Below are 26,261 nucleotides of genomic sequence, written 5' to 3'. Positions count from 1 at the left end.
CGAGGAGTCGACCGGCGGCGGCACGATCGTGCTACGACGCCTACGAACAGAAGCGCCCGGCGGCGCTCCGGAGTGCCGCCGCCCGGCCGCACCCCGCTCGGCCGCGGCCAGGCCGCCTCCGACGTCAACTGGCATGCCCCCGCCAGCGGTTACGGTGCCCCCGTCAAGGGCGGGGTGGCGCTCGCGCCGGTGCCGTACGGCACGGACGGCACCCTGGAGAACCGCCGCAGGTCCCGCCCTCCGGCGACAACGCCCTGCAGACGACCTTCCGGCGCGACTACGACCAGACTCACCGCCGTCGACGTACGGCTCGCGGGGCGCCGGCATCGGTGATCGCGTAGCCGACCCGTCGCGGGCGTGGGCCAGTGCGCGGCGGCGAACATTCTCGGTCGAAAGCGGCGCCCTGCTCGCGCCCCCCGCGACGCGGACCGCCGGCCACTCGTCTCTGCGTGCCCGGGCGGGACGCAGAGGCTGCCGCGCGTTTGCCCTGGAAAAATCCGAATTCCTCCCCCCTTATGCGGAATGGGCGCCCTTCATTTCCGTCCATGGCCGCTCCCTCGTTCCCTGCTGCAGCGCGACATGAATCCGGCCACGCACATCGGGCTCTTGTGACGCCTGTTCGGACTCGAATACGCTCCCGCTCGCTTCGTTCTCGCCACACTTTCTGCACAGTTTCGCCACATCGGTGAGGTGTTCGTGGAACGGCCAGTGTCAACCGCACGACCGTCCCACCCCAGGGCGGAACACCGTGACTTCCGGCTCTTATGGCTGGCCAACGCCGCCGACGGGGTCGGCAGCCAGGCCTCCGGCACCGTCCTTCCCCTGCTCCTGCTGGGACTGGGCAACTCGCCCCAGACGGTGGGCCTGATCGCCGGTGTCTCCACCGCCGTCGGGCTTCTCCTCGGCCCGCTCGTCGCGTTACCCGCCGACCGGGGCGCTCGCAAGCCTGTGATGATCGGGTCCGCGGCCGTCGCCGCGCTCGCCATCGGCTGCGTGGCACTCGCCCTGGCCACCGGCCGGCCGCCCCTGGGCCTGATCCTCGCCGCCGTACTGGTCGAACGCCTGGCGACCGCCTGCTTCGAGGCGGCGGCCCGCGGGACGGTCGCGCTGATCTGCCCGGGCCCGGAGCAGCCCCGGGCGATCGCCCGGCTCACCGCCGCCGACCAGGGCGCGCTGATCACCGGCCCGATGCTGGGCGGTGTCCTCTACCAGGCTGCCCGCGCCCTGCCGTTCCTCACCGACGCCCTCTCCTACGCCGTCAGCGCGCTGTGCGTCTCGGCCATGCGCGCGGACCTCGCCGCGCCGGCCACGCGGCAGCGCGGCGAGGGACTGCTGCGGGAGGCCGCGGCCGGGCTGCGGCTGGTGCGTTCCTCCCCGCTGCTGCGGCTGGTGCTGGCCTGGGGCACCGTCGTCAACGCCGTCGTGGTGGCGCTGTACTACGGAGCCGTCTTCACCCTCCGGCGAGACGGCCATGCCGGCCCCGTGCTCGGCGCGGTCCTCGCCGTGTCGGGCGCCGCCGGCCTGGCGGGGGCGCTCGCCGCACCGAGAGTGGCCCGGCGTTACGGCCCACCACGGGTCGTGACCGGCGTGACCTGGCTGCTCGTCCCGCTCACGGCCGCGCTCGCCACCGTCACCGGCGCCTGGGCGTACGGCCTGCTGTTCAGCCTGGTGTGTCTGCTGATGCCGCTCGCCTCCGTCGTGCTCCAGGCCCGCGCCATACAGGTCACCGCGCCCGCGCTGCAGGCCCGTACCGGTGCGGTCCTGGCCACCGCGACCACCGGCGCCGCCGCGCTGGCTCCGGTCCTCGCCGGCACCCTCGCCGACCGGGTCTCCACCGCCGCGCCCGCGGTCGTCTGCGGGCTGCTGCTGGCCCTGCTCGCGGTCCACAGCTCCCGGCGTCCGGTGCGCGGCCTGCTCGTGGCGGAGGGCGTCCGGTGAGCGGCGGCTACCAGGTCTACCGGGCCGCCCTGCCGGAGGTCGCCGCCGCCGACCCGGCCAAGATGGTCTTCACCGCCGACGCCGAGGGCCGGTGCGAGGTGTTCGCCTGGGACGCCGCCGCCCGCAGCGCCCGGCAGGTCACCCGGCGCCCCCGGGGCACCCTGCATGGCGCCATCGACCGGGACGCCTACGTGTGGTGGTTCGACGAGGACGCACACGGGTCGGGGCAGTGGCGGTTCCAGCCCTTCGCCGGAGGCCCCGACCGGCCCGGTCTGACGAACGTCCCGGCCGGCCTCCCCCGAGGCCTGGCGGTGAGCGACCACGGCACCGTCGCCATCGCGGCGGGCAACGGCCACGCCACCACCGTCCACCTCGGCCCGCGCGGCGGCACCGCCCGCACGGTCGCCCGGATCGACGGCCACGCCACCCTCACCGGCATCACACCCGGCGGCCGGCTGCTGGCCCTCGCCGGTACCGGAGCCGTCACCGTCCTCACCCATGACGGTGCCGTACGGGCCGTCCTGCCCGACGGCGACACCGGCCGGCTGTGGTCCCTGGGCTTCGCCCCCACCGGGGACGGCGAGGAACTCCTCCTCGTCCGCGAGTACGACGACCGCTACGCCCTCGCGACCTGGCGGCCCGTCACCGGGCTGACCGTCCATGACTGGTGCGCCTTCGACACGGAGATCACGGCCCGCTGGGACGCGGACGGACGGTCCGTCCTGGTCCGCCAGGACCGCCACGGCCGCTCCACCCTGCACCGCGCCGACCTCACCACCCGCACCCTCACCGCCGTACCCACCCCAGCGGGCACCGTCCTGGACGCCGCCACCCGGCCCGGGGGCGATCTGCACTACCTCTGGACAGCCGCCGGCCACCCGCCCCGGCCCTACTCCACCCGGGGCACCGCCCTGCCCGAGCTGCCCACGCTCCCCGACCGGGTTCCCGGCACGCACCGGGACGTGTGGACGCCCGGCCCGGACGGGCCGGTACACACCCTGCTCAGTCTGCCGGACGCACAGCGCGGTCCGGCCCCCGCGGTGTTCCTGGTGCACGGCGGGCCCGCCGACCACGACCGCGACGCCTACGACGGCGTCGTCCACTCCCTGGTCGCCTCCGGGTTTGCCGTCGCCCGCGTCAACTACCGCGGCTCCACCGGCTACGGGCCGCGCTGGCGGCGTGCCTTCCGGGAGGGCGTCGGCCTCACCCAGGTCGAGGACCTGGCGTCCGTGCGCGCCGACCTCGTCGCACGCCGGCTGATCCGCGCCGACGCCGTGGGCCTGTGGGGGACCTCCTGGGGCGGCTACCTCGTCCTGCTGGCCCTCGGCACCCGCCCCGGGCTGTGGCAGGCGGGCGTGGCGGTCAAGCCGGTCGCCGACTGCGTCGCCGCCCACCGCACCACCACTCCCGCGCTGCGCGCCCTGGACGAACGCCTCTTCGGCGGCACGCCCGACGAGGTTCCCGAACGGTACGCGCGCAGCTCACCGATCCACTACGCCACCGCGGTCCGCGCCCCCCTGCTGGTGGCGGCCGCCCGCCATGACGTCAAATGCCCGCCCGGCCAGATCCGCGGCTACCTGGCCGCGCTGCACGCCGCCGGAGTCCGGCACGAGTCGCTGTGGCTCGACTCCGGCCACGACGGCTACGACGGCGGCGACCACGTCACCGTGCTGCGCCGGGCCATCGTCTTCCTCGACCGGGAACTGCGCGGCCGGCCGGCCGCCCCACCCAGACGCCCCGCTCCGCCCGGAGCGGGGGAGCACCACACCAGCGCACACACCACGGAGAGGAGAAGGACCCATGCAGAAGGACATCATCCACAACGACCCGCTCGCGGGTGACGAGGAGAACCGCAAGCCGGGCATCGGCATCACCGTCACCATCCCGTTCCGCAACGCCGAGGAAGCGGAAGAGGACTGACCCGCCCCGGCCGGCCGGTCCCCATCCCCGAGGAGCCGACATGCGTGTCCTGCTGGTCAACATGCCCTGGTCGCCCATCGACCTCCCGTCCCTCGCACTGGGAATCCTCAAACGGAGCGTGGACGAGCGCGTGCCCGGCGCCGAGGCCGAGGTCCTGCACGCCAATCTCGAATTCATCGACTGGATCACCGAGCGGACCGGGTTCACCGGTGACGACTACGAGTACTACGCGCTGTCGTCCTACTTCATGGGCTGCGGCGACTGGGTGTTCTCCTCGGCCCTCTACGACGACCCGCACTGGCGCGAGGAGGAGTTCACCGCGGCGATGCGCGGGAAACTCAAGAAGTCACGCATGGAGCTGACCCACGCGCTGCACCGGATCGTCCCGGAGTTCGTCGACGAGATCGCGCGGCGGATCGTCGCGCACGCGCCCGACGTCGTCGGGTTCACCTCCACCTTCCAGCAGAACACCGCGGCGCTCGCCGCCGCCCGGCGGGTCAGACAACTCGCCCCGCACATCGTCACCGTCATGGGCGGGGCCAACTGCGACGGGGCGCAGGGGGCCGCCGTACACCGCAACTTCCCCTTCGTCGACCACGTCGTCAGGGGAGAGGGCGAGGCCGCCTTCCCGCAACTGCTCACCGCCCTCACCGACGGCTCGGACCTCGCCGAGGTGCCGGGCCTGTGCCATCGGGGCCCCGGCGGAGAGAGCCGCGCCAACGCGATGGCCAGCCGGCCGCTTCCGCCCGCCGCGATCCTGCCCCCCGACTACAGCGGCTACTTCGAGCGCCTCGCCGCCTCCGCCGCCCGCCACTGGATCGAGCCCAAGCTGGTCGTGGAGGGCGCCCGCGGCTGCTGGTGGGGCGAGAAGCACCACTGCACCTTCTGCGGACTCAACGGCTCGTTCATGGAGTTCCGTTCCAAGAGCCCGGACACCTTCTACGAGGAGATCGTCGAACTGGTCCGCCGGCACCGGGTCCTGGACATGTACGTCGTCGACAACATCCTCGACATGGGCTACCTGACGACCGTACTGCCCCGGATCATCGACAGCGGATACGACCTGCGGATGCACATCGAGATCAAGGCCAACCTGCGCCGCCCGCAGCTGCGTACCCTCGCCGACGCGGGGATGATCTACGTCCAGCCCGGCATCGAATCGCTCAACCACCGTGTCCTGGACCTGATGGACAAGGGCGTCAGCGGCTGCCAGAACGTGCGCATGCTCCGCGACGGGGCCGAGACCGGCCTGTCCGTCGCCTGGAACTACCTCCACGGCTTCCCCGGCGAGACCGCCCAGGACTATGAGCCGGTGATCGCCCAGCTACCGGCGCTGGAACACCTCGACCCACCGGTCGACCTGTCGGCCCGGATCGCCATCGAACGCTTCAGCCCGTACTTCGAGCGCCCCGAGCTCGGCTTCACCGGCCTCAGGCCCGAGGAGCACTACCGCTTCACCTACGACCTGCCCGAAGAGGAGCTGTATGACCTCGCGTACGTCTTCGAGGCACCTGAGCGGGGCATCGGCGAACCCACCGTCACCGCGCTGAACGACGCTCTGGCCGCGTGGAAGAAGCACCACGCCGACGCCCGGCTCTCCCACGCCGACCTGGGCGACCGGGTCGTCCTCGTCTCCCGGCGCCGCGCCTTCGACTGGCGTACGACCGAGCTGACCGACCCCTTCGAACTGGCCGCCTTCCGCCTCCTCGACCAGCCGCACACCGTCGCCGCACTCGCCCGCAAAGCCGCACGACAGGCGCCCGGAGCCGCCCGCGACGAGACCGGCGTACAGCGGCTCCTCGACTCCTGGGTCCGGCTCGGGATCGTCTTCACGGACGGCGGACAGTACGTCCACATCGCCCCGGCCGCCGTCAACGAGGAACTGCTCCGCCTGGACTTCATGCGGCACACCCACGCGGCGCCGGCCGTGCCCACCGAGCCCGTCCACGCATGACCGCGCCCCGAGGAGGACGCCCATGACTGCCTCGACCACGCTACGCCTCCCCACCGTCCTCGCCTGGCGCGACTACGACCCGTCCGCCTGCGAACTCCCCGGCATGTCCCTGGGCGAACTCGCCCTTCCCGGCCCGCCGGCGAGCGAGAGCGACCGGCTCTGGCAGCTCGGTGCCCGGCGCGTACGACTGCCCGGGACCATCGACCTGACGGCCGGCGCGGACCCCGGACAAGCCGCCGAGACGGTGGCCGGACTGAGCCTGATACGGGACCTGACCGCGCGAGCCGTCCTCGTCGAATGGGACCTCCGCCTCCCCACGGCGCCGGCCGATGCCTGGCAGGCCCTCAGCCACCTCCAGCCACCCCGGCGCATCGAGGGACCCACCGGCGCCGACGAGGCCCTGCGAGCCTGGCAGCAGGGCCACTACCTGTGCAAATGCCTGTGGCGCAAGGGCCCCGGCTTCGTTCAGATCCGGGACCGCCGCTGGGGAGAACTACGCCGCTTCACCGCCGACGAACCGGACTACGAGGACACGATCGAACGCCTGACATACGGTGCACCGGCGACCTCCGTGCCGGCCGCCGTCCTGGACGACTTCAGAACCGAGAAACTCGTCCTCGACATCGGCCCGCTCTCCTGGTGGCTGCCGTACCGGATCAGCCGCTGGCTCCAGGAGCCGATGACCGTCTGACATCCAGTTCGGATGGCCTGCGCCGGCACATGGGGCACGGACGCGCTCACGACAGGTCGTCGCGCCCCAGCCACGTCGGCTTGACCGGCACCCCGTCCGCGTACCGCTCGACCTGCTCCGCCGATTCACCCGGGGAGGCAACGGGCTCGCTCGCCGCCTCCACGGGTTCCGGGGCGGCAACGGGCTCGGTCGCCGCCTCCACGGGTTCCGGGGCGGCGGGCGCGGCGGAGTCCGCCAGCAGCTCTGCCACCGTGAACCGCGTGATGAACGACTGCCACGCTCCGTCGACGACCAGAAGGAATCCGTCGCCGTCCCGAAGGAGCCGACGGCGTTCGGGGCTTCGGGGGTGCTCGGGCGAGTAGCTCCGAGCCCGCCGTTCCAACTCCGCGAGCGCCTCGGCACGGGAGCCGGACATGTGTGCCACCACGTGGGCCTCGACGTGCTTGCGTTCGCCGACCCCCACGGTCGATTCGACGACCAGCCCCCACACCGTCATTTCCCTCGCCCCTCCACGGTCCTCTCCGGCGGATGTCTTCCTGAGGCAGGATAGAAGGGAGGCGTTGACGATGGCACGCATGCTTGTCGAGGGAGATGAGCTGGTCGTACGGCTCGCTTGGTGGGAGCGGATGGCCGTGCGCCGCGGTGACGTGCGTGTGCCGCTGGAAGCGGTGTGCCGGGTGACGGTCGAACGGGACTGGTGGCGCGCCCTGCGCGGAATCCACGAGCGGGGCATCCACATTCCCGGAGCCCTGTGCCTCGGCACGCGCGGCCATCAGGGCGGGCAGGACTTCGTGGCGGTACGGCCCGGCAGACCCGTCGTGTGCGTCGAACTGTGGCCGTCCGCTCCCTTCCGCCTGCTCGCCGTGGCCGCGGGGGCCGAGCGGGAGGGCGAGGCCGTCGCTCGGAGACTGCGCAGGAACGCGCCCACGGTCGACACCTCCGTGCCGTTCCGGCAGCCGCTGCCTGTGCCTGGGGAAGCCGGTGAGGATGAGCACCCAAGGGCCGTCACCCGAGTCGATCACCGTGCCCCGCGCGCGTGAGACTCGTGAGGCTGGCGCAGTCGTTGCCTCGCGGCGCGCCGAGTCGAGGAGGCTCCTGCCGAAGCTGCCCGAGCGGGTTCCTCGCCGGTGGAGGCGGCCCGGTGACCTCCACATGAGCCGGACGGAGCAGCTGCGGACCGATCCGGTAGCCCGGGCGCAGGATCTTCGTGCAGATCAGCTGGTCGGAGCCCAGGGAGACGTGATGCGTCACGGCGTCGTGGCACGCCGGGTCGAACGGGTCACCCTGCTCCCCGAACACCTCAAGTCCCAGGGAGCCCAGCTGGGTTCGCAGCGTGTCGGTGATGTCCTTCAGACCCGGCGTCAGCGGCTCGTACGCGCAGGTGCGGTCGACGGAGTCCAGGACGGGCAGCAGGGCATGCAGGACGTTGGCCACGGCGATCTCGCGTACGGCCATGCGGTCCCGGCGCACCCGCTTGCGGTAGTTGTCGTACTCGGCCTTCACCCGTTGCAGGTCGGCCGTGCGCTCCTCCAGCAGACGCCGCAGCCGGTCGGGGTCCGGGTGCGGCGGCCGGACCTCGTCCATGGTCAGCCCGCCTCCGGCTTGTCGTTGTCGACGATCTCGGCGTCCACCACGTCCTCGTCCGAGGAGGGGGCAGCCGACGTGTCCGCGCCGGCGGACGCCTGGCTCTCGGTGCGAGACCTGTCGTACAGCGCCGTACCGATCTTCTGCGCCGCCTCGGCCGCACGCTCCGTGGCCTGCCGGATCGCGGCCGAGTCCTCACCCTTCAGCTTCTCCTTCAGGTCCGTCAGCGCGCTCTCCGTCTCGCTCTTCGCGTCCGCCGGGATCCTGTCGGGGTTGTCCCTGATGAGCTTCTCGGTGGAGTAGACGAGCTGTTCGGCCTGGTTACGGGTCTCCGCGGCCTCCCGGCGCCGGCGGTCCTCCTCTGCGTGCTGCTCCGCCTCGCGGACCATGCGGTCGATGTCGTCCTTGGGCAGCGCCGAGCCGCCGGTCACGGTCATCTTCTGTTCCTTGCCGGTACCGAGGTCCTTGGCGGAGACGTGCATGATCCCGTTGGCGTCGATGTCGAACGCGACCTCGATCTGCGGGACTCCGCGCGGCGCGGGCGCGATGCCCGTGAGCTCGAACATGCCCAGCTTCTTGTTGTACGACGCGATCTCCCGTTCGCCCTGATAGACCTGGACCGTCACCGACGGCTGATTGTCCTCCGCCGTCGTGAAGATCTCCGAACGGCGGGTCGGGATCGTGGTGTTGCGCTCGATCAGCCTGGTCATGATGCCGCCCTTGGTCTCGATGCCCAGGGACAGCGGGGTGACGTCGAGGAGGAGGACGTCCTTGACCTCGCCCTTGAGGACACCGGCCTGGAGCGAGGCGCCGACGGCCACCACCTCGTCCGGGTTCACCCCCTTGTGCGGGTCCTTGCCGGTCAGCTCCCGCACCAGGTCCGTCACCGCCGGCATACGGGTCGAGCCACCCACCAGGATCACGTGGTTGATGTCGGAGACCTTGATCCCGGCGTCCTTGACCGCGTTGTGGAAGGGACCCTTGCAGCGCTCCAGCAGATCCGCCGTCAGCTGCTGGAGCTGGGCGCGGGTGAGCTTCTCGTCCAGGTGCAGCGGGCCCTCCGCGGAGGCCGTGATGTAGGGGAGGTTGACGTTCGTCTCCGACGAGCTGGACAGCTCGACCTTGGCCCGCTCCGCGGCCTCCCGCAGCCGCTGCACGGCCATCTTGTCCTTGGCGAGATCGATGCCGTAGTTGTTCTTGAAGTTCAAGACCAGGTGGTCGACGATCCGCTGGTCCCAGTCGTCGCCGCCGAGGTGTGTGTCGCCGTTGGTGGCCTTGACCTCGATGACGCCCTCGCCGATCTCCAGCAGGGACACGTCGAAGGTGCCGCCGCCCAGGTCGAAGACGAGGACCGTCTGGTCGTTCTCCTTGTCCAGCCCGTAGGCCAGCGCCGCCGCGGTCGGCTCGTTGATGATCCGCAGCACATTCAGGCCGGCGATCTCCCCGGCCTCCTTGGTCGCCTGCCGCTGGGCGTCGTCGAAGTAGGCGGGGACGGTGACCACGGCATCGGTGACGTCCTCGCCGAGATGTGCCTCCGCGTCCCGCTTCAGTTTCTGCAGCACACGTGCGGAGATCTCCTGCGCCGTGTAGCGCTTGCCGTCGATGTCATCGTGCTCGGGGAACCGCCAGCCGTGATCGCCCATGTGCCGCTTCACGGAACGAGCGGTGCGATCGACGTTGGTGACGGCCTGCCGCTTGGCGACCTCCCCGACCAGGACCTCGCCGTTCTTCGCGAACGCCACGACCGAAGGCGTCGTCCGGGCCCCTTCGGCGTTGGTGACCACGGTGGGCTCCCCGCCCTCGAGGACCGAGACCACCGAGTTCGTCGTTCCCAGGTCAATACCGACTGGACGCGCCATCAGGACTCTCCCTCCTGGGCAAGGGGACGGCACCTCCATTCTCGGCCCCCTGGAAGACCGCCGCGAGCTGCCGACACCGTCGAGTACCCGACCGGGGGCCGCTCACGCCGTACGGCGGCGGGGCGCGCGTCGGCTTGCGACCCCGGGCCGGGAGCGCGCAGCCTGGCCTTGTGACGCTCTCGCACGGCACACTGGCGCACCGGCTCATCGACGATCATCTCGTCGACGGCCGGATGGAACGGGGCCGTGAGATCGGGCTGCGGATCGACCAGACGCTCACCCAGGACGCCACGGGCACCCTCGTGATGCAGGAACTGGAGGCCCTCGGTCTGGACCGGGTCCGTACCGAGGTCAGCGTCCAGTACGTCGACCACAACCTGCTCCAGGCGGACGAGCGCAACGCCGAGGACCACGCCTTCCTGCGCTCCGCGTGCCGTCGCTTCGGCGTCTGGTACTCCAAGCCCGGCAACGGCGTCTCCCACCCCACCCACATGCAGCGCTTCGGCATTCCCGGCAAGACGCTGGCCGGGTCCGACTCGCACACCTGCGCCGCCGGATCCCTCGGCATGCTCGCGCTCGGCACCGGGGGCCTGGAGGTCGCGCTGGCCATGGCCGGGCGGCCCCTGTACGTGACCATGCCGGAGATCTGGGGGATCCGCCTGACCGGCGAGCTGCCGGAGTGGGTGAGCGCGAAGGACGTGGTGCTGGAGCTGCTGCGGCGCCACGGCGTCAAGGGGGCGGTGAACCGGATCCTCGAGTACCACGGCCCGGGTCTCGACGCACTGACCGCCATGGACCGGCACGTCATCGCCAACATGGGTGCCGAACTGGGTGCGACCACCTCCGTCTTCCCCTCCGACACGGCGGTGCGCGACTTCCTGCGCGCCGAGGACCGCGAGGCCGACTTCCGCGAGCTGACCGCCGAGGCGGACGCCGTCTACGACCTGACCGACGAGATCGACCTGTCCACGCTCGAACCGCTCATCGCCCGCCCCACCTCGCCCGGCAACGTGGTGCCGGTGCGCGAGGTCGCCGGCGAGCCCGTCGGGCAGGCCGTCATCGGGTCCTCGGCCAACCCCGGGCTGCGTGACTTCGCCATCGCCGCGGCCGTGGTCGCCGGGCGTCAGACCCACCCCGCCGTCAGTTTCGACGTCAACCCCACCTCCCGCGAGATCCTCGCCGACCTCACCCGGATGGGCTCCACCTTCGCTCTGATCGCCGCCGGGGCCCGTATCCACCAGGCCGGCTGCCTGGGGTGCATCGGGATGGGCCAGGCCCCGGCCCCCGGCCGTAACAGCCTGCGCACCTTCCCGCGCAACTTCCCGGGCCGCTCCGGCACCGAGGACGACGCGGTCTGGCTCTGCTCCCCGGAGACGGCAGCCGTCTCCGCGCTCACCGGCACGATCACCGACCCCCGTGAATGGGCGGCCGGGGAAGGCGTGCCGTACCCGGACCTGAGCCTTCCGAAGCACGCATCGGTCAACCGCGCGATGCTCGAGGCCCCGCTGCCGCCCGAGGAGGCGGTCAGGGTCGAGCTGGCACGCGGCCCCAACATCTCCGGCCTGCCCGACTTCGACCCGCTGCCCGAGACACTGTCGGGCCCGGTCCTGCTCAAGTGCGGCGACAACGTCTCCACCGACGAGATCTCGCCGGCCGGGGCGAAAGCACTGCCGTACCGGTCGAACATCCCGAAGCTCGCCGAGTTCACCTTCACCCGGATCGACCCGGACTACCCGCGACGCGCCGCCGACCTGGCCTCCGACGGCAGCCCCGGCACACACTTCGTCATCGGCGGGGAGAACTACGGGCAGGGCTCCTCCCGCGAGCACGCCGCCCTCACCCCACGGCACCTCGGACTGCGCGCGGTCGTCGCCAAGTCGTACGCCCGCATCCACTGGCAGAACCTGGCCAACTTCGGCGTCCTGCCGCTGGAGTTCGACGACCCGGGCGACTACGACCGCCTCGACATCGGCGACCGGCTACGGCTGGAGAACCTGCACACCGCACTGGCTCCGGGAGCCGAGCCCCTGTTGCGGCTGCACAACACCACCAAGGACGAGACCTATCAGGTCCGCCACCGTCTGTCCGACGGCCGCCGGCGCACCGTACTCGCCGGAGGCACCATCGCGCTCCTCGCCCGCGAGGAGCAATAGGCCCCGGGAGGAACGCTGCGCAGGGAGGCGGTCATGGCGCGCGAACACCCGAGCCGTTCGAAGACCGGCGAGCGTTCCGCGGAGCGCAGCGGCACCGAGCCGGTGACGGCTCGCAGTGCGTTGGGCCTGCGGCTGTTGCTGTCCGTCTGCTTCGCGCCGCTCTTCGTGGCCGCCGCGGTGCTGTTCGCCGTGTGGTCGGCGCACTCCGGACCGGGCAGCAGCCCCACGTCCTCGCAACTGGCGAGTCTCGCGGGCGTCTGTGCCGCACTCACCGTGTTCTCGGTGGCGGACGCGGCCGTCGTCCTCCGCCGCCGCCGGAGGGAACGGCGAGGCTCTACGTCTGGGTCCTGATGCCCGCGCCCGGTGGTGCCGTCGAGGACAGCCAGGTGATGACCCGGCTGACGTCCGAGCTGCTGACGATGCCCACGACGCGGCCCTCCGCCAGCACCAGGGCCCGGCGGGCGGGGCTGGCCTCCAGCGTCGGCAGGAGCTGGACCAGGGGATCGTCGGGGCCGGCGGTGGGGATGTCGGCGAGGGGCACCATCACGGCGTCGAGCGCGGTCGAGTCACGGTCTTCCACCGGCACCTGTCCGGCCTGCCGTACGCTCATCAGCCCCACCGCACGCCCCGCCGGATCCGTGACCGGGAAGGCCGAGTGCCGATAGCGCCAGGGCGGACTGCTGAGGAACTCCTGAACGGTCGTACCTGCCGGAACGGTCACCGGATCCGGGGTCATCGCCTGCCGGACCGGCACGGAGCCCAGCAGTTCACGGAGCCTCGCCTGGCCGCCCTCCATGGTCGCCATGGCGACCATGAACCAGCCGATGAGCATCAGCCACAGCCCGCCGGCGAACCCGCCGATCAGGGCCTCGTACAGGCCGACGGCGACCAGGATCCAGCCCAGGGCGCGCCCGGCGCCGGTGGCGACCTCGGTGGCGCGCAGCCGGTTGCCGGTGCGCCACCACACCAGTGCGCGCAGCAGCCGCCCGCCGTCCAGGGGCGCGGCGGGCAGCACGTTGAACACCGCGAGCAGGACGTTGATGGCCGCGAGCCAGGCCAGCGCCTCCACCAGCAGCCCCGGGCCGCGCAGCGCGTGGGCCCACCAGGTGCACAGGGCGAACGCCCCGCCCAGCAGAAGGCTCACCAGCGGCCCGACACCCGCGATACGCAGTTCCGCCACCGGAGTGGGCGCCTCGCTGTGCAGCCGGGCCGCTCCGCCCAGCAGCCACAGGGTGATCTCGTCACTGCCGACCCCGTTGCGCCGGGCGACCATCACATGGCTGATCTCGTGCGCCAGCAGGGACAGCAGGAACACCACGGCCGTCGCCAGCCCCGTCAGCCAGTAGGCCCAGGGCGCACTGCCCGGGTGGGCGCGGGGCAGGCGCCCCTCGGCCAGCCCGAAGGCGATCAGGCCGAAGATGACCAGGACACTCCAGTGCATGCCGATGCGGATGCCCGCCACGCGGCCGAGCGAGAAGGTCGCGCCCATGGCCGACACCTCCTTCGTCGCCGTGTACGGGTACCCGGCGCAGGGCGGTGTACCCGGGCCGGGCCCACCGCGGCGCGCTACACGGGAGCCATGTCGGCCGGGTCGCGGTAGCGCAGCAGGACCGCGACTCCCTCGGTCGACGGCGTCTCGTCCGGGGGCAGGACGACGAGGTCGGTGCCTGTGCGGACGGCGGCGTGCAGGAGGACGGCGCCGGCGGGTTCCGCCCGGGGCGCGGTCACGCCGAAGGTGTCGAACTCGCCGGCGGACAGCGCGATCCAGGGCGGCTCCTCGGCCCACCACAACGCCTCGGGCAATGCGGGGGAGCGGGTGAGCAGGAGGGAACGGGTCTGGGCACGCTGCAGGGCGGTGACGGCGGCCGTGATCCCTTCCGACTTGTGCGGATGGCGGGCCCGTTGGGCGTGGAAGGTGTCGACCTGACGCCGGTCCTCGGCGCTCAGCCGTCTGTCCAGGACCCGCGCCGCCTCCGTCTCCAGCAGGGCGCGGCCGGTCGCCCGGTCCGTGACGTCGTCACCGGGGCCGACGAGGGCCACACGGTTCTGCAGATGGATCGGCATGCGGTTGACCAGGACCCCGGCCGCCCAGGAGTCCTCCGGTGCGTGGCCGAGGACGACCACCTCGGCCCGGTGGCGGTCGGCGAGTTCGTCCAGGTGCCGTGCGATGTGCGGGGCCGTGTACGGCCACTCCTCCAGGGGCACCAGGTGGCTGAACCGCGGTCCCGGACGCACCCGGGCGAGCGGCCAGCGGCCCGTCTCGGCGATCACCTGCACATGGGCGGACGTCCGGTGCACGCCCTGTGCGCCGTCCTGGGACGCACGGCAGTCGCGCAGCAGGCGGACCGCCAGGTACGGGATGTCCGGCGCGCGCTGCACGGCCAGCGGCAGGGCGTCCGGGAGCGCACCGAACCGGGCCGTGTCGCGCACGGGCGGTTCGGGCAGTGCCGCCGTCATGACGACGTGCCCGTGCGCGGCGAACACGGCCCGGCCGTGCCGGCCGCCGGGCAGTTCCTGGCGGAGGTCCGCCGCGGTGTCCAGGGCGGAGACGGTGGCGGTGTCGGCGCCCTGGACGCGCAGGGCGTCCCGCAGGTGCCGCCGGCGCAGGTCGATCGCCCTGCCGGGATCGTCGATGTCCTGCGAGGTGTCCAGCTGAACGCTGGCCCAGGGTCCCGGTTCGGCGAAGAGGGGCTCCAGGAACGAGAGCTTCATCATGGTGCGGGGTCGTCGGTGCCTTTCCCCGTCCCCGTACCCCGGTGGCACGGGCTTATGGTGGTCACAGGGAACGGATTTCGGTCAGTGACAGTGCCATGCGAGTCGAACTGATCCAACGAGCCGCCGACGTGCTCTTCGACGTGCCGGACGAGACGCACGAGGAGATCATCACGCTCATCGACGCGGTCACCGAAGACGCGGAGCTTCATGACGCGGAGACCCAGGCCCCGAGCCTCTCCGCGGCGTTCGGCGACTGGTGCTGGCTCGTCTACACCGTGCAGGGCGACGTGATCGAGGTGCTGGACGTCGGCTGCGCACGCTGAGCCCCCGGTGCCGTCACCCGGTACCGGGCCGGGACTCGTAGTGCAGGCTGTGGAAACGACCGCTCTCCTCGAGGCCGGCGGGGTCATGGCCCAGCGCCCGTACCGCCTCGATGGCATACCGCTGTTCCCGCTCGTCGGTGAAGCGGCGCTGCGGGTATGTGCGGGAGACATCGAGCGTGGTGTGCAGGCCGTGCGCGGCCAGGGTGCGGACGATCGGCTGGTACGACACCGTCCGCAGCACGAACGCGCTGACCCATACCGGCCTGCGGACACCGTCCAGAAGCGCCGCGAACGTACGGGCGGTGATGTAGCTGCCGCCGCCCGTCAGCGTGATGAGGCCGATGTCGGCGAGCGCGCGGCTCAGCCCGGGACCGGGGGAGCCCTGTTCCAGGTCGTCGGTGAAGGCGGCGTCCAGGAGACCCACCTCGAGCGCGTACCGCACGGCGGGGGCCGAGACGTCCTGACCGTACACCGGCACCGCGTCCGCGCGGCGCCGCTCGGCATAGAACTCCTTGTCCCGCGCCGCCAGTTCCACCGTGGGCATGGTCTGCCGGGCCGGGGAGGTGTACCGCTCGTACATCTCCGCCAGCGTCACGTCGTGGTTGAGCAGCGCGGCGTTGATCCCGTACGAGCAGCACACGTCCAGCACCGCCGGCCGGCCGGGGCGGCCGTCGTCGAGCGCGGCCCGTTCGGCGGCCACCTGCCGGAAGACCGGCTGGGCGTGGTGCGGGATCTCGTACTCCAAGGGGCCCAGCCGCCGGAAGTACGTGCGCGGATCCGGCCGGTCGTAGATGTCGTCGAACCGGGACTTGCCGCCCGTCACGCCCTCGGTACCCCCCGCGCCCGACCCGGCCATGCCGTACTCCTCCCAGAACGCGGGTGTACCTCCCACAGTCTCGTCCCCCGCGCCCCGGATGTCTGCCGCACCGTGCCGCCCGGGTGTGGTCCGGTGTCGTGCGGAGGTGCCCGGGTACCCGGCCGGGGACACCGGAGGGAGGTGCCGTCATGTCCGTCCGGTTGTTCGACCGGCAGGAGGTGTTCCGGCTCGTGGAGCAGGACATGGCCCAGCTCGTCGAGGTGCTCCCGAGCGAGCCGTACGAGCAGGCCCACCTGCCGGGTGCGCTGCGCATCGGGCTGCGTGAGCTGGACGCGCGGGCTCGTGAGCGGCTCGATCCGGGGCGGCCGGTCGTCGTGTACTGCGCCGACGCCCTGTGCGATCTGAGTCCCCGGGCCGCCGCCCGGCTCCGCCAACTCGGCTTCGGGCAGGTGTACGACTACGCGCCCGGCAAGGCCGACTGGCTGGCCGCCGGACTGCCGCGGGAGGGGTGGGCGGCGGCCACTGCGCTCGCCGGTGATGTGGCCGACCGCGACGCACTCATGTGCACCGTCGACCAGCCGCTCGACGACGCCGTGGACACGCTGGACGACATCGGACACCGGTACGCCGTGGTGGTGGACGGCGAGGAGGTGGTCGTGGGCCTGCTGGACCGCGAGGACGCCCGGGCCGGTGGCGGCGGCGCGGTCGGGGACGTCCTGCGGCCGGGGCCGACGACCGTGCGGGCCGATGCGCCCCTGGGCCCGCTGCTTGCCCGGATGGTCCGGTCCGGGACCGAGGTGGTCCCCGTCACGGATCCGGAGGGACGGTTCATCGGGCTGCTGGAGCGGGAGCCCCTCGAACGAGCCGTCGAACGACCCGCCGGGTGAGGGGTTCGGCGTCGGCGCGGAAGGAGTGGTCAGGCATGCGGTTCCGTGATCGCGTGCACGCCGGGCACGAGCTGGCCGAGCGGTTGCGCATCCGGCAGGAGGCGGGGGCGCTGACGCACCCGGTCGTGCTGGCCCTGCCGCGCGGCGGGGTGACGGTGGCCCGCGAAGTGGCGAGGGCGCTGGAGGCGCCGCTCGACGTGCTGGTCGCGCGCAAGATCGGCGCGCCGTTCCAGGAGGAGCTGGGGGTCGGAGCGCTCGCGGGGGACGATCCTCCGCTGTTCGACAAGCGGACCCTGGACTATCTCGGGCTGACCGAGGCGGACCTGGACGAGGTGGTGGAGCGGGAGCGGGCGGAGCTGCACCGCCGGGAGGAGCGGTACCGGCAGGGCCGTCCTCCGCCCGAGCTGCGGGACCGCACCGTGATCGTGGTGGACGACGGGGTGGCCACCGGGGCGACCGCGCGTGCGGCGCTGCGCTGGCTGCGCCGGCAGTCGCCGGAACGGGTGGTGCTGGCGGTGCCGGTGTGTTCGATGGAGGCGGCGGACCTGCTGCGGGGCGAGGCCGACGAAGTGGTCTGCCTGCACCGGCCCGCCGTGTTCCTGGCCGTGGGGGAGTGGTACGACGCATTCGAACAGCTGACGGACGACGACGTGCTCGCCGCGCTGCGCGAGCAGTGACCCCGGGCGGGCCGGACCGGGCCGGGGCGGAGGCCGCGATGGAGTTGGTCGAGGAGCGTTCCTTCCGCTATCGCATCGAGCCGCACGACGGCATGCGGGTGCCCGGGGTGGTGTTCGCCTCCCCGGCGCTGCTCGCGGACGCCCAGCAGTCCCTCGAGCAGGTCGCGCACGTGGCCGCGCTGCCCGGGATCGTCACCGCCTCCTACGCCATGCCGGACATCCACTGGGGATATGGCTTCCCCATCGGCGGAGTCGCGGCCACCGACGTGGACGCCGGCGGGGTGGTCTCGCCGGGCGGTGTCGGCTTCGACATCTCCTGCGGGGTGCGGCTGCTGGCCGCCGACTGCGACGCCGACGCGCTCCGGCCCGCGCTGACCGCGGTGATGGACGGCCTGGACCGGGCGATACCGCGCGGCGCCGGGCCCGGCGGCGTGTGGCGTCCGGACGGCCCGGGCGAGCTGGAGCGGCTGCTGGCCGGGGGCTCGCGCTACGCCGTGGAGCGGGGCCACGGGGAGGAACGCGACCTGCTGCGCTGCGAGGACGGCGGCGCCGTCGCCGACGCGGATGTGACACAGGTCGGGCAGCGGGCCCGGGAGCGCGGCCTCGGCCAGGTCGGCAGCCTGGGCTCCGCCAACCACTTCCTGGAGGTGCAGCGGGTCACCGAGGTGTACGACGGCCCGGCCGCGGCCGCCTTCGGGATCGAGCCGGGCCAGGTGTGCGTGATGATCCACTGCGGTTCCCGCGGCCTCGGGCACCAGATCTGCACCGACCATGTGCGGTTCATGGACCACGCCATGGCCCGGTACGGCATCACCGTGCCCGACCGGCAGCTCGCCTGTACGCCGGTGGACTCGCCCGAGGGGCGGGCGTACCTCGGGGCGATGGCCGCGGCCGCCAACTACGGCCGGGCGAACCGTCAGTTGCTGTCCGACGCGGCCCGCGCCGTCTTCCGGCGCACCGCTGGTGCCCGGCTGTCCCTGGTGTACGACGTCTCCCACAACCTCGCCAAGATCGAGACCCACCCGGTGGACGGCGAGGAGCGGCGGCTGTGCGTGCACCGCAAGGGCGCCACCCGCGCCTTCCCGCCCGGACATCCTGAACTGCCCGAGGACATACGGGAGTTCGGGCAGCCTGTACTCATTCCCGGCACGCTCGGGACGGCGTCGTACGTGCTGGCCGGTGTGCCCGGGGGCGACGCCTTCCACTCGACCTGCCATGGTGCGGGCCGCACCATGAGCCGCCATCAGGCCGCACGCACCGTCACCGGCAGCGAGCTGCGGGTGCGGCTGCGTGAGGCCGGGATCGCCGCGCGCCCGAAGTCCTGGCGCGGGCTGACGGAGGAGACACCGGAGGCGTACAAGGACGTCGACGCCGTGGTCGCCGCGAGCGAGGGGGCGGGGCTGTGCCGGAAGGTCGCCCGGCTGGTGCCGCTCGGCGTGGTCAAGGGATGACGCGGGTGTCCGTGCGGCACGGTGTTCCTGTGCGGTCACACGTCCACGATCACCGCGCACGTCCAGCCGTACGCGTCCGGGCCGAAGTGCAGGTCCTGCCAGGAGACACCCTTGGGCGCGGCGCCGACGACGGTGACGTCGGCGAGGTCGGCGAGCGACAGCCGTGCCTCCACTCCGCCGTCGTCGGTGGGCTCCGTTTCCACGTCGACCGGGACCCGGCCCGCGACCTCGAGCCGGTACACGACCTCGTCCAGCAGTGCGACCAGCTGGTCCTCGTCGCCACCGGGGGCGAGCCGGACCCGTTCGACGGCGGTGGGGTGTACGTCCGACACATCGGCGAAGGCCTCCACCAGGGCACGGACGGCCTCGGTGAGGCAGTGTTCACGGGTGGTGCCCCAGGCGTGCAGGCGTGTGTCGGCGGTGTGCGGCAGCACGCGATGACCGTTCTCGCCCTCGCGCCGCGCCTGCAGTTCGTCGCCGATGTCGCCGACCATGACCACCTCCGTACGCTGCCCTGGGCGCACCCGGACCCCTCCCCGAGCAGCGTCCCACGGCGACGGGGTACCCGCTACGGGACCTCGCACGCCGGTGACCGATCCGGCCGGCCCAACTGCCCTACCTGCGGGTGCCCGGGCGGCTCAGGCGGGTTTCGAGGCCGGCGCGTACCGAGGCGGTCAGCTCCTCGAGAGCCCGCGACCGGAGGGGCGGGACCGGCTCGGGATCCTCGATCCGGAGTGCCGGTTCGGGCAGCGCGGCGACATCCGCGCGGAACCGCGCGCGGGCGTCCTGCCAGCGGTCCGGCGGGCCGGTCCGGCGCCCGTCGCGCATCACCGTGTGCAGCAGTGGCCGAGCCGCCGCGTCAGGCGGTTCCTCGTGCGCCAGAGCGATGGCATCGGGTCTTCCGGCGCGCCGGAAGACCTGTTTGCGGCCCGGGGCCGTGACCTTCGCCGAGGAAAGCTTCATGACGGGGTGGCCGTCGTACTCGACGAGTTTGTACGCGGCGTCCAGGTACGGGGCGTCCGCGGCCACGCCCACCCGCGTGCCCACCGCATAGACGTCGATCGGGGCGCCGGCGCGCACCAGCCGGTCCACGCCGTACTCGTCGAGTCCGCCGCTGGCCACGATCCGTACGCCGGCCGCCCCGGCGGCGTCCAGCAGGGCGCGGGCCCGCCGCGCGAGCGCGTCGAGATCGCCGCTGTCCAGGCGGATCGCGCAGCCGGGTCCGAGGCCGAGATCGGCCAGGACCCGGGCGGCGATGCGCACGCCCTCCTCGGTGTCGTAGGTGTCGACGAGGAAGGTGACCGGGCCGGGATGGCTCCGCGCGAAGGCGCGGAAGGCGGCCTCCTCGCTCGGGAAGGCCTCGATGTAGGAGTGGGCCATGGTGCCCGAGGCCGGGATGCCGAGGGAGGTGGCGGCGGCGACGTTGCTCGTGCCCGCGAAGCCCACCAGGGCACCCAGCCGGGCGGCCTGCAGCCCCGCCCACGGACCGTGCGTGCGGCGCAGCGAGAAGTCCACCACCTGCCGCCCGGCCGCGGCCAGCACACAGCGCGCCGCCTTGGACGCCACCACCGTCTGATGGCAGAGCTGATTGAGCAGATACGTCTCGACGAGCTGGGCCTGCGGCAGCGGCGCGGTCACCTCCAGCAGCGGCTCTCCGGCGAACACCACATGACCTTCCGGAACGGCCCGCACCTCACCTTCGAAGGAGAGGCCGAGGAGGGGCGTCAGGTCCCGCACCGGGCGGTGCAGGGCGGCCGCGAACTCCTCGACGTCGTCGCGTTCGACGCGGTAACCGGCGAGGAAGTCCAGGGCGGGCTCCAGGCCGGCGGCGACCAGGAAGCCCCGGCCGGGCGGGAGGTCGCGGACGAAGAGGCTGAAGGTGGCGGGCGCCCGCATGCCCTCGTGGAGGTAGGACAGGGCCATGGTCACTTCGTAGAGATCGGTGGTGGTGACGTCGGACATGGTGATCGCCGCCGTATGTGGTCGTGCCCTCGTTACCAGTCTGATCTCTCCCTGTGCGGGTAGAACGGTACATAGGGGACTGAGGAGGTACCGCGATGGTCACACTGACGCGCAGGCAGAGGTTCCCGTTCCCGGACATCCCGGACTGGTTCGAGACCTTTCCCAGCAGGCTCACCATGCCCGCGGTCCGGATCGAGGACTACATGGAGAACGATCGCTACGTCATGCGCGCCGAGCTTCCGGGCATGGCCCCCGAGGACATCGACGTCGTGATCAGCGACGGGGTGCTGACGGTCCGGGCCGAGCGCACCGAGCGGGAGGTGGACAAGAGCCACAACGAGATCCGGTACGGCGAGATGAGCCGCAGCGTGACGCTGCCGCCCGGCGCCGACGAGGACGATGTCAAGGCCGACTACACCAACGGCATGCTGACCATCAGTGTGGGTCTGGGCGCCCAGAAGGCGGAGGCCAAGCACGTCGAGATCCGGCACGGCAGCTGACGAAGGCCTATCCATCGGCGGCGGGCCCCGAGCGGGCCCGCCGCCCCTTGTGGGGTGAGGAACCGCTCTCGGTTCCGCCACCGAGCGGCCGGTGGGTCGTTGGTGCGGTGGAGGCTGCCGGCCGTGGCGGCCGGAAGGCGGGGTCCGCACGTGGTGGGGAACGAAGGGGCGATCGGCGGCTCGCCGGAGCTGCGCGAGTCGTACGAGGCTGCCGAGGCCGAGGTGCGGCGGTTCCTGGCCCCGATGTGGACGGCCTCCGACGTACTGCCCGCTGCGGTCCGGCCGTTCGTCCACGCGGTGCACGGGTGGGCGGTGCGGACGGACCGGATCGCCGACGAGGGCTCGCCCGACGGCCGCGAGGAGCGGTTCGCCCGCTGGCAGGCCGACACCCTGGCCGAGCTGCGGTCCGGGCAGGGCGCGCATCCGGTGCGGCGGGCACTGGTGGACACCGTGCGCAGGTGGGATCTCGACCAGGCGTTGATCGAGGAGCACCTGGAGACGGTGCGGGCCGACTGCGCGGCCGCGCCGGACTTCGAGTCCTTCGCGGACCAGCGGCGCTATCTGAGAGGGAACACGGGGGTCGTGGCCGAGCTGTGGGCGCCCCTGCTGCAGCCGTGCGGGCCGGAGGCCTTGCGGCTGGTGTCGGTGCTGGCCGAGGCGTGCACAGTGGCCGACCTGTTCGAGGACCTGCCGGCCGATCTCGCGGCGGGGCGCTGCTATCTGCCGAGGGAGGACCTGCGCCGGCTCGGGCTGGAGGTCGGAGACCTGCGCGGCGGCGAGCACCGGGAGGCGCTGGACGCGCTCGTGGACATCCAACTCGCCCGCTGGCGCGGGCTCCTGGACGAGGCCGCCCCGGTCACCGGGATGGTGGGGGAGGAGTACGCGCCGTTCCTGCACACCCTGCTGCTCGGTGCGCAGCTGCACTACGACGAGGTGACCTTGCTGCGGTCCCGGGTACTGGCGGACGGCGTCGAACCGCTGACCCTGGACGGCGGCGCGCGCCCCCGCCCCGCCCGGCCGGGTGTGGGACCGGTGCCGGGACACGTCGCGGTGATCATGGACGGCAACCGGCGCTGGGCCGAAGCCCGTGGCCTGCCGGTGCACCAGGGCCACCACGCCGGGTCGCGCGCGGCCATGCGGCTGGTCAACGCGGCCCTGCGGCTGGGCATCCGGCACCTGAGCATCTACGCCTTCTCCACCGAGAACTGGAACCGCTCGCAGGAGGAACTGGGCGCCCTGTTCGACGCCCTCGCCGACGGCATCGCCCGGGGCGCGCAGTGGCTGCACGGGCTCGGCGTGCAGGTGCGCTGGTGCGGGCGCCGCGACCGGATCGACACCTCGCTCGCGTCCACGATCGCGCTGGTGGAGAGCATGACCTCGCACAACGACGCGCTCACGCTCACCGTCTGCGTGGACTACGGCGGGCGGGAGGAACTCGCCGCCGCCGCACGCGCGCTGGCCGCCGAAGCGGTGGCGGGCACGGTCCGCCCGGAGGACATCGGCCCCGCCGACCTCGCCCGGCACCTGTACGTGCCGGAACTGCCCGACGTCGATCTGCTGATCCGTACCTCCGGCGAGCAGCGGATCAGCAACTTCCTGCCCTGGCACCTCGCCTACGCGGAGCTGGTCTTCGACCCCGTCCCCTGGCCCGACTACGACCTGGCCCGGCTGCGCGACGCCGCCACCGCCTACGCGGCACGCGAGCGGCGCTTCGGCGGTGGCCGTGGTGGCGGCAGTGGCGATGCTCTGCCCGCGCAGGCCGGCCATGCGAAGCCGGTCCGGACCGGCTGAGCGATCCGGACCGGCGGCCGCTCACGAGGTCGGCGGGGTGTACACGCCCTCGGCGGTCAGGTGCGCCAGCACCGTGTCCACGGTGATGCCGGGGTCGCCGAAGCCGCTGGTGAACGTCTCCAACAGCTCCGGCGTGGGCCGCAGCGGCACCTCCGTGATCCGGACCTTCATCGGCTTGCCCAGCGGCACGCTCTCCGTCGTCAGCCGGCCCTGGCCGAGATCCGGCCGGAGCACCGCGTGGTGTCCGACGTCGACGCCGTTGACCACGCACTTCCCGGAGGCCAGCCCCTCCTGAAGGCCCGCCTCCAGACCGGCCACCCGGACGGTGCCGTTCGGCGTGCGGACCTCGACCCCGCCGTCCAGCCGGCCGTTGCCGTGGGCCTTCGACGGGCTCGACAGCGACGGGTCGCCCTCCCCGAACCGCACCGGGAACCGGATCGCCGTCCCCTGGGCATCCTGCACCGGCTGGGCCGGCGCCACCGCCGTCACCGCCGCCTGGAAGCGGTCCAGCAGTGCCTGGGCCTGCTGGGTCCAACGGACCTCGACCCAGCCGTCGGAGACCGTGCCCAGCGTGCCGGCCGCGGCCGTGGCGGATGCCGCACCGGTGAACTGGGCCAGCAGCGGAGCGGCCATGGCCGCGCCCAGCACCGTACGTCGCGTCGAACTCATCGATGTGCCTCCATCCGTTCCCGGCCGCGGACCACGGCCGGTGGAGATCATCGGGGCACGTGTGACGTCCGGTGCCGGCAACGGCAGCAAACCACCCGAAAGTTGAGCGTACGAGACCGGTGATCGTCGTTCACCGTGTGCCGATGTCGTACGTCGTGCCGCCGGCGACCGCCCGGAGTTTGTCCGGGTTGGCCACGTTGTGGAGGGCGGTGATACGGCCGTCGGCGTCGAAGTCGAAGGTGACCGTGGCGATCACACGTCCCGGGCCGCGGAACACCATGCCCGGCCCGCCGTTGATCTCCACGAGTTCGGCCTTCATGTCGGCGGGCTCGACGCCCTGGTAGGTCACGGTGCCGATGGCCGCGAACCAGGCCGCCACCGTGGTCGCGCCCACCACGGGACGCAGGGCCTGGCGGACCTTGCCGCCGCCGTCGGTCCACAGGGTGACGTCGGGGGAGAGCAGTTCCAGCAGGGCGTTGACGTCCCCGCCGGTCGCGGCGGCGCGGAACCGCTCGGTGGCCTCGCGCTGCCGCGTCCGGTCGGCGGTGAAACGCGGCCGGCGGGCCCGCACGTGCTCGCGGGCCCGGTGCGCGGCCTGCCGCACCGCGGCTTCGGAACGCTCCACCGCCTCGGCGATCTCGGCGTGGCTGAAGTCGAAGACCTCCTTCAGCACGAACACCGCACGCTCCAGCGGGCTGAGCGTCTCCAGCACCACCAGCATGGCCATCGACACCGACTCGGCGTCCGCGACGACCTCGGAGGCGTCCCCGCCCGTGAGGATGGGCTCGGGCAGCCACGGCCCCACATAGGTCTCCCTCTTGTGCCGGGTCGACCGCAGCCGTTCCAGGGCGAGGTTCGACACGATGCGCGTCAGGTACGCCTTGGGGTCGGCCACCTGCGAGCGGTCCGCGGCGGACCACTTGATCCAGGCGTCCTGGACCGCGTCCTCGGCGTCGGCCGCGGTGCCGAGGAGGCGGTAGGCCACGGAGAACAGCAGCCGTCGGTGCTCATGGAAGATCTGCTGGTCGGGATGGGTGGACAGGTCGGTCACTTGGCCCTCCGGACCCGGGTGAAGCGGCCCCCGCGGGGCCAGAACGCGCCCGAGGCGGGCATCTTCTTCATACGGCCGTACGTCGGCCAGGGAGAGGCGGTCACCGTCTCCTTGTACCTGACCGCCATGCCGCCGGTCAGGCAGATGGTGCGGGGGCTGTCGTCGGGCCGGGTGAACTGCACCACGGCGTCACCGCGGCCCAGGCTGACGGGCGTGTGGTAGTAGCCGAAGCGGAACGGCTTGGGCTGCCTGCCCCTGAGCGTCCGGTCGATCGACAGCGCGGCGTGCACGCCGGTCGGCATGCCGCCCTGGCAGGTGCCGTGCATGACGCCGTAGCCCTGGCGGATCGCGGCCGCGTCGCCGATCGCGTACACCTCGGGGTGGGACACCGACCGCAGCGTGGCGTCGGTGACGATGCGTCCGCGCTCGTCGACGGACAGCCCCGCGGCGGCCGCCAGTGGCGACACCCGCGTACCGCTCGTCCACAGGACCGCGTCGGCGGCGATGCTCTCCCCGCCCGCCAGCTCGACCGTGTCGGGCAGCACCTTCACCACCTCGACCCCGGAGCGCACCTGGACCCCCAGTCGGTCGAGCGCGGTGTGCAGGTACGCCCTGGCCTTGGGGTTCATGGTGGCACCCGGCTCGGTCCGGCCGAGCAGCACGACGTTCAACTCCGGGCGCTGCTCAGCGATTTCCGCGGCCGACTCGATGCCGGTCAGCCCGCTGCCGACGACGACCACGGTGCCGCTGTCGAGGCGCGCCAGCCGGCCGGCCAGCAGCTCGGCGTCCTGTGCGCCGCTCAGGGTGAAGGCGTGCTCCTCGGCTCCCGGTACCGCCGGCGTGTCGGCGACTCCGCCCAGCCCGTACACCAGAGTGTCGTAGGGCAGTAGGCGGTCGTCGTCGATCCGCACGGTCCGCGCCTCCGCGTCCACCGCCGTCACCCAGCCCCGCACGAACCGCGCCCCGGTGCCATCCAGCAACTCCGGAATGTTCAGTTCGGCCAGCCGCTGCCCGGTCGCCGTCATGTGCAGCCGCATCCGCTCGGTGAAGCGCTCCTGCGCGTTCACCACGCTCACCTCCACGCCCGGCCGTCCCTTCACCCGGGCCGCGAGCTGGACGGCCGCGGCCATGCCCGCGTACCCCGCCCCCAGGATCACCACACGGTGCGTGCCCGTCATGCCGGTCTTCCGCTGTGCGCTCATCGTCACGCCCTCCTCGTCGCGCTCACTGACGCCCACCAGATGGGAGCAGACGGCCTGGCTGTGACATGGGGCGGATGTGACGCGCAGCACAGTCCGCATCGCGTCTGTGTACCGGCC

At 72.6% G+C, this 26,261-nt stretch carries 25 protein-coding genes; 14 read left to right on the top strand and 11 right to left on the bottom strand.

The window, feature by feature from the left end:
* Positions 1-72 precede the first annotated feature (72 nt).
* The 5 genes from ACH47Z_RS33590 (at position 73) to ACH47Z_RS33570 (ending at position 6,503) form a co-directional block, all read left to right on the top strand.
* Positions 73-333, top strand: a complete 261-nt coding sequence (locus ACH47Z_RS33590) for a hypothetical protein (RefSeq protein ID WP_399080531.1) — start codon at positions 73-75, stop codon at positions 331-333.
* A gap of 375 nt (positions 334-708) precedes the next feature.
* The gene (locus ACH47Z_RS33585; protein ID WP_399080529.1) at positions 709-1,938 is read left to right on the top strand and encodes an MFS transporter; all 1,230 of its coding nucleotides are present in this window, start codon (positions 709-711) and stop codon (positions 1,936-1,938) included.
* A 62-nt stretch (positions 1,939-2,000) separates the two neighbouring features.
* Complete coding sequence (locus tag ACH47Z_RS33580) at positions 2,001-3,779, top strand: alpha/beta hydrolase family protein (RefSeq protein ID WP_399080633.1); 1,779 nt, start codon at positions 2,001-2,003, stop codon at positions 3,777-3,779.
* Between the two features lie 119 nt (positions 3,780-3,898).
* Positions 3,899-5,812, top strand: a complete 1,914-nt coding sequence (locus ACH47Z_RS33575; RefSeq protein WP_399080527.1) for a RiPP maturation radical SAM C-methyltransferase — start codon at positions 3,899-3,901, stop codon at positions 5,810-5,812.
* 22 nt (positions 5,813-5,834) lie between these two features.
* A complete protein-coding gene (locus tag ACH47Z_RS33570; protein WP_399080525.1) occupies positions 5,835-6,503 on the top strand; it encodes a DUF5825 family protein in 669 nt (222 codons plus the stop codon).
* 46 nt (positions 6,504-6,549) lie between these two features.
* On the opposite strand, the gene ACH47Z_RS33565 is transcribed toward ACH47Z_RS33570, so the two are convergent.
* On the bottom strand, positions 6,550-6,999 hold the full coding sequence (locus ACH47Z_RS33565) for a hypothetical protein (RefSeq protein WP_399080523.1): 450 nt from the start codon (positions 6,997-6,999) through the stop codon (positions 6,550-6,552).
* A gap of 70 nt (positions 7,000-7,069) precedes the next feature.
* On the opposite strand from ACH47Z_RS33565, the gene ACH47Z_RS33560 reads away from it, so the two are divergent.
* Complete coding sequence (locus ACH47Z_RS33560) at positions 7,070-7,543, top strand: hypothetical protein (RefSeq protein WP_399080521.1); 474 nt, start codon at positions 7,070-7,072, stop codon at positions 7,541-7,543.
* On the opposite strand, the gene grpE is transcribed toward ACH47Z_RS33560, so the two are convergent.
* Both grpE and dnaK read right to left on the bottom strand, forming a co-directional pair.
* Positions 7,509-8,087 carry a nucleotide exchange factor GrpE gene (gene grpE, locus ACH47Z_RS33555; protein ID WP_399080520.1) on the bottom strand — a complete coding sequence of 193 codons (579 nt, stop codon included), beginning with the start codon at positions 8,085-8,087 and terminating at the stop codon, positions 7,509-7,511. The genes ACH47Z_RS33560 and grpE overlap by 35 nt on opposite strands.
* A 2-nt stretch (positions 8,088-8,089) precedes the next feature.
* Positions 8,090-9,946 (bottom strand): molecular chaperone DnaK, encoded by a 1,857-nt coding sequence (dnaK, locus tag ACH47Z_RS33550; protein ID WP_399080518.1) that lies wholly within the window; start codon positions 9,944-9,946, stop codon positions 8,090-8,092.
* A gap of 170 nt (positions 9,947-10,116) precedes the next feature.
* On the opposite strand from dnaK, the gene ACH47Z_RS33545 reads away from it, so the two are divergent.
* Together ACH47Z_RS33545 and ACH47Z_RS33540 are read left to right on the top strand one after the other, a co-directional pair.
* Entirely contained in the window at positions 10,117-12,099 is a 1,983-nt protein-coding gene (locus tag ACH47Z_RS33545) for an aconitate hydratase (protein WP_399080516.1), read from the top strand.
* Between the two features lie 33 nt (positions 12,100-12,132).
* On the top strand, positions 12,133-12,450 hold the full coding sequence (locus ACH47Z_RS33540) for a DUF6343 family protein (protein WP_399080514.1): 318 nt from the start codon (positions 12,133-12,135) through the stop codon (positions 12,448-12,450).
* On the opposite strand, the gene ACH47Z_RS33535 is transcribed toward ACH47Z_RS33540, so the two are convergent.
* Entirely contained in the window at positions 12,434-13,588 is a 1,155-nt protein-coding gene (locus tag ACH47Z_RS33535; protein WP_399080512.1) for a site-2 protease family protein, read from the bottom strand. The two genes, ACH47Z_RS33540 and ACH47Z_RS33535, sit on opposite strands and share 17 nt — an antisense overlap.
* A gap of 77 nt (positions 13,589-13,665) precedes the next feature.
* A complete protein-coding gene (locus ACH47Z_RS33530) occupies positions 13,666-14,814 on the bottom strand; it encodes a hypothetical protein (protein WP_399080510.1) in 1,149 nt (382 codons plus the stop codon).
* 95 nt (positions 14,815-14,909) lie between these two features.
* On the opposite strand from ACH47Z_RS33530, the gene ACH47Z_RS33525 reads away from it, so the two are divergent.
* Positions 14,910-15,137, top strand: coding sequence for a hypothetical protein (locus ACH47Z_RS33525; RefSeq protein WP_399080508.1), 228 nt, complete (start codon positions 14,910-14,912; stop codon positions 15,135-15,137).
* A 13-nt stretch (positions 15,138-15,150) separates the two neighbouring features.
* On the opposite strand, the gene ACH47Z_RS33520 is transcribed toward ACH47Z_RS33525, so the two are convergent.
* Entirely contained in the window at positions 15,151-16,029 is an 879-nt protein-coding gene (locus ACH47Z_RS33520; RefSeq protein ID WP_399080506.1) for a hypothetical protein, read from the bottom strand.
* Positions 16,030-16,142: 113 nt separating this feature from the next.
* On the opposite strand from ACH47Z_RS33520, the gene ACH47Z_RS33515 reads away from it, so the two are divergent.
* The 3 genes from ACH47Z_RS33515 to ACH47Z_RS33505 are packed head-to-tail and all read left to right on the top strand — an operon-like array spanning position 16,143 to position 18,969.
* Positions 16,143-16,841 carry a CBS domain-containing protein gene (locus ACH47Z_RS33515; protein ID WP_399080504.1) on the top strand — a complete coding sequence of 233 codons (699 nt, stop codon included), beginning with the start codon at positions 16,143-16,145 and terminating at the stop codon, positions 16,839-16,841.
* Between the two features lie 35 nt (positions 16,842-16,876).
* Positions 16,877-17,518, top strand: a complete 642-nt coding sequence (locus ACH47Z_RS33510) for a phosphoribosyltransferase (RefSeq protein WP_399080502.1) — start codon at positions 16,877-16,879, stop codon at positions 17,516-17,518.
* Positions 17,519-17,556: 38 nt separating this feature from the next.
* A complete protein-coding gene (locus tag ACH47Z_RS33505; RefSeq protein WP_399080500.1) occupies positions 17,557-18,969 on the top strand; it encodes an RtcB family protein in 1,413 nt (470 codons plus the stop codon).
* 35 nt (positions 18,970-19,004) lie between these two features.
* Here ACH47Z_RS33505 and ACH47Z_RS33500 read toward each other — a convergent pair whose 3' ends face one another.
* Both ACH47Z_RS33500 and ACH47Z_RS33495 read right to left on the bottom strand, forming a co-directional pair.
* Positions 19,005-19,463 carry an archease gene (locus ACH47Z_RS33500; RefSeq protein WP_399080498.1) on the bottom strand — a complete coding sequence of 153 codons (459 nt, stop codon included), beginning with the start codon at positions 19,461-19,463 and terminating at the stop codon, positions 19,005-19,007.
* A 121-nt stretch (positions 19,464-19,584) separates the two neighbouring features.
* Positions 19,585-20,931, bottom strand: a complete 1,347-nt coding sequence (locus ACH47Z_RS33495; protein WP_399080496.1) for a nicotinate phosphoribosyltransferase — start codon at positions 20,929-20,931, stop codon at positions 19,585-19,587.
* 95 nt (positions 20,932-21,026) lie between these two features.
* On the opposite strand from ACH47Z_RS33495, the gene ACH47Z_RS33490 reads away from it, so the two are divergent.
* Both ACH47Z_RS33490 and uppS read left to right on the top strand, forming a co-directional pair.
* Positions 21,027-21,431 carry an Hsp20/alpha crystallin family protein gene (locus ACH47Z_RS33490; protein ID WP_399080494.1) on the top strand — a complete coding sequence of 135 codons (405 nt, stop codon included), beginning with the start codon at positions 21,027-21,029 and terminating at the stop codon, positions 21,429-21,431.
* Positions 21,432-21,581: 150 nt separating this feature from the next.
* Positions 21,582-23,222 carry a polyprenyl diphosphate synthase gene (uppS, locus tag ACH47Z_RS33485; RefSeq protein WP_399080492.1) on the top strand — a complete coding sequence of 547 codons (1,641 nt, stop codon included), beginning with the start codon at positions 21,582-21,584 and terminating at the stop codon, positions 23,220-23,222.
* Positions 23,223-23,243: 21 nt separating this feature from the next.
* Here uppS and ACH47Z_RS33480 read toward each other — a convergent pair whose 3' ends face one another.
* The 3 genes from ACH47Z_RS33480 to ACH47Z_RS33470 form a co-directional block, all read right to left on the bottom strand.
* A complete protein-coding gene (locus ACH47Z_RS33480) occupies positions 23,244-23,891 on the bottom strand; it encodes a hypothetical protein (protein WP_399080490.1) in 648 nt (215 codons plus the stop codon).
* Positions 23,892-24,021: 130 nt separating this feature from the next.
* On the bottom strand, positions 24,022-24,942 hold the full coding sequence (locus tag ACH47Z_RS33475) for an RNA polymerase sigma-70 factor (RefSeq protein ID WP_399080488.1): 921 nt from the start codon (positions 24,940-24,942) through the stop codon (positions 24,022-24,024).
* Positions 24,939-26,144, bottom strand: a complete 1,206-nt coding sequence (locus ACH47Z_RS33470; protein WP_399080486.1) for an NAD(P)/FAD-dependent oxidoreductase — start codon at positions 26,142-26,144, stop codon at positions 24,939-24,941. The genes ACH47Z_RS33475 and ACH47Z_RS33470 overlap by 4 nt, the downstream gene beginning before the upstream one ends.
* Between the last annotated feature and the right edge of the window lie 117 nt (positions 26,145-26,261).

It is taken from the genome of Streptomyces sp. NPDC020192 (assembly GCF_044388685.1).
GTDB lineage: Bacteria > Actinomycetota > Actinomycetes > Streptomycetales > Streptomycetaceae > Streptomyces.
The sequence above is the reverse complement of the archived record's forward strand: the minus strand, read 5'-3'. Positions and strand labels throughout refer to the sequence as shown.

What these genes read in the sequence shown, in the direction of transcription:
- ACH47Z_RS33580 (WP_399080633.1), top strand. Translation starts at nt 2,001, where the DNA reads ATGGTCTTCACCGCCGACGCCGAGGGCCGGTGCGAGGTGTTCGCCTGG.
- ACH47Z_RS33575 (WP_399080527.1), top strand. Translation starts at nt 3,899, where the DNA reads ATGCGTGTCCTGCTGGTCAACATGCCCTGGTCGCCCATCGACCTCCCG.
- ACH47Z_RS33570 (WP_399080525.1), top strand. Translation starts at nt 5,835, where the DNA reads ATGACTGCCTCGACCACGCTACGCCTCCCCACCGTCCTCGCCTGGCGC.
- ACH47Z_RS33565 (WP_399080523.1), bottom strand. Translation starts at nt 6,999, where the DNA reads ATGACGGTGTGGGGGCTGGTCGTCGAATCGACCGTGGGGGTCGGCGAA.
- ACH47Z_RS33560 (WP_399080521.1), top strand. Translation starts at nt 7,070, where the DNA reads ATGGCACGCATGCTTGTCGAGGGAGATGAGCTGGTCGTACGGCTCGCT.
- grpE (WP_399080520.1), bottom strand. Translation starts at nt 8,087, where the DNA reads ATGGACGAGGTCCGGCCGCCGCACCCGGACCCCGACCGGCTGCGGCGT.
- dnaK (WP_399080518.1), bottom strand. Translation starts at nt 9,946, where the DNA reads ATGGCGCGTCCAGTCGGTATTGACCTGGGAACGACGAACTCGGTGGTC.
- ACH47Z_RS33540 (WP_399080514.1), top strand. Translation starts at nt 12,133, where the DNA reads ATGGCGCGCGAACACCCGAGCCGTTCGAAGACCGGCGAGCGTTCCGCG.
- ACH47Z_RS33535 (WP_399080512.1), bottom strand. Translation starts at nt 13,588, where the DNA reads ATGGGCGCGACCTTCTCGCTCGGCCGCGTGGCGGGCATCCGCATCGGC.
- ACH47Z_RS33530 (WP_399080510.1), bottom strand. Translation starts at nt 14,814, where the DNA reads ATGATGAAGCTCTCGTTCCTGGAGCCCCTCTTCGCCGAACCGGGACCC.
- ACH47Z_RS33525 (WP_399080508.1), top strand. Translation starts at nt 14,910, where the DNA reads ATGCGAGTCGAACTGATCCAACGAGCCGCCGACGTGCTCTTCGACGTG.
- ACH47Z_RS33515 (WP_399080504.1), top strand. Translation starts at nt 16,143, where the DNA reads ATGTCCGTCCGGTTGTTCGACCGGCAGGAGGTGTTCCGGCTCGTGGAG.
- ACH47Z_RS33510 (WP_399080502.1), top strand. Translation starts at nt 16,877, where the DNA reads ATGCGGTTCCGTGATCGCGTGCACGCCGGGCACGAGCTGGCCGAGCGG.
- ACH47Z_RS33505 (WP_399080500.1), top strand. Translation starts at nt 17,557, where the DNA reads ATGGAGTTGGTCGAGGAGCGTTCCTTCCGCTATCGCATCGAGCCGCAC.
- ACH47Z_RS33500 (WP_399080498.1), bottom strand. Translation starts at nt 19,463, where the DNA reads ATGGTCGGCGACATCGGCGACGAACTGCAGGCGCGGCGCGAGGGCGAG.
- ACH47Z_RS33495 (WP_399080496.1), bottom strand. Translation starts at nt 20,931, where the DNA reads ATGTCCGACGTCACCACCACCGATCTCTACGAAGTGACCATGGCCCTG.
- ACH47Z_RS33490 (WP_399080494.1), top strand. Translation starts at nt 21,027, where the DNA reads ATGGTCACACTGACGCGCAGGCAGAGGTTCCCGTTCCCGGACATCCCG.
- ACH47Z_RS33480 (WP_399080490.1), bottom strand. Translation starts at nt 23,891, where the DNA reads ATGAGTTCGACGCGACGTACGGTGCTGGGCGCGGCCATGGCCGCTCCG.
- ACH47Z_RS33470 (WP_399080486.1), bottom strand. Translation starts at nt 26,144, where the DNA reads ATGAGCGCACAGCGGAAGACCGGCATGACGGGCACGCACCGTGTGGTG.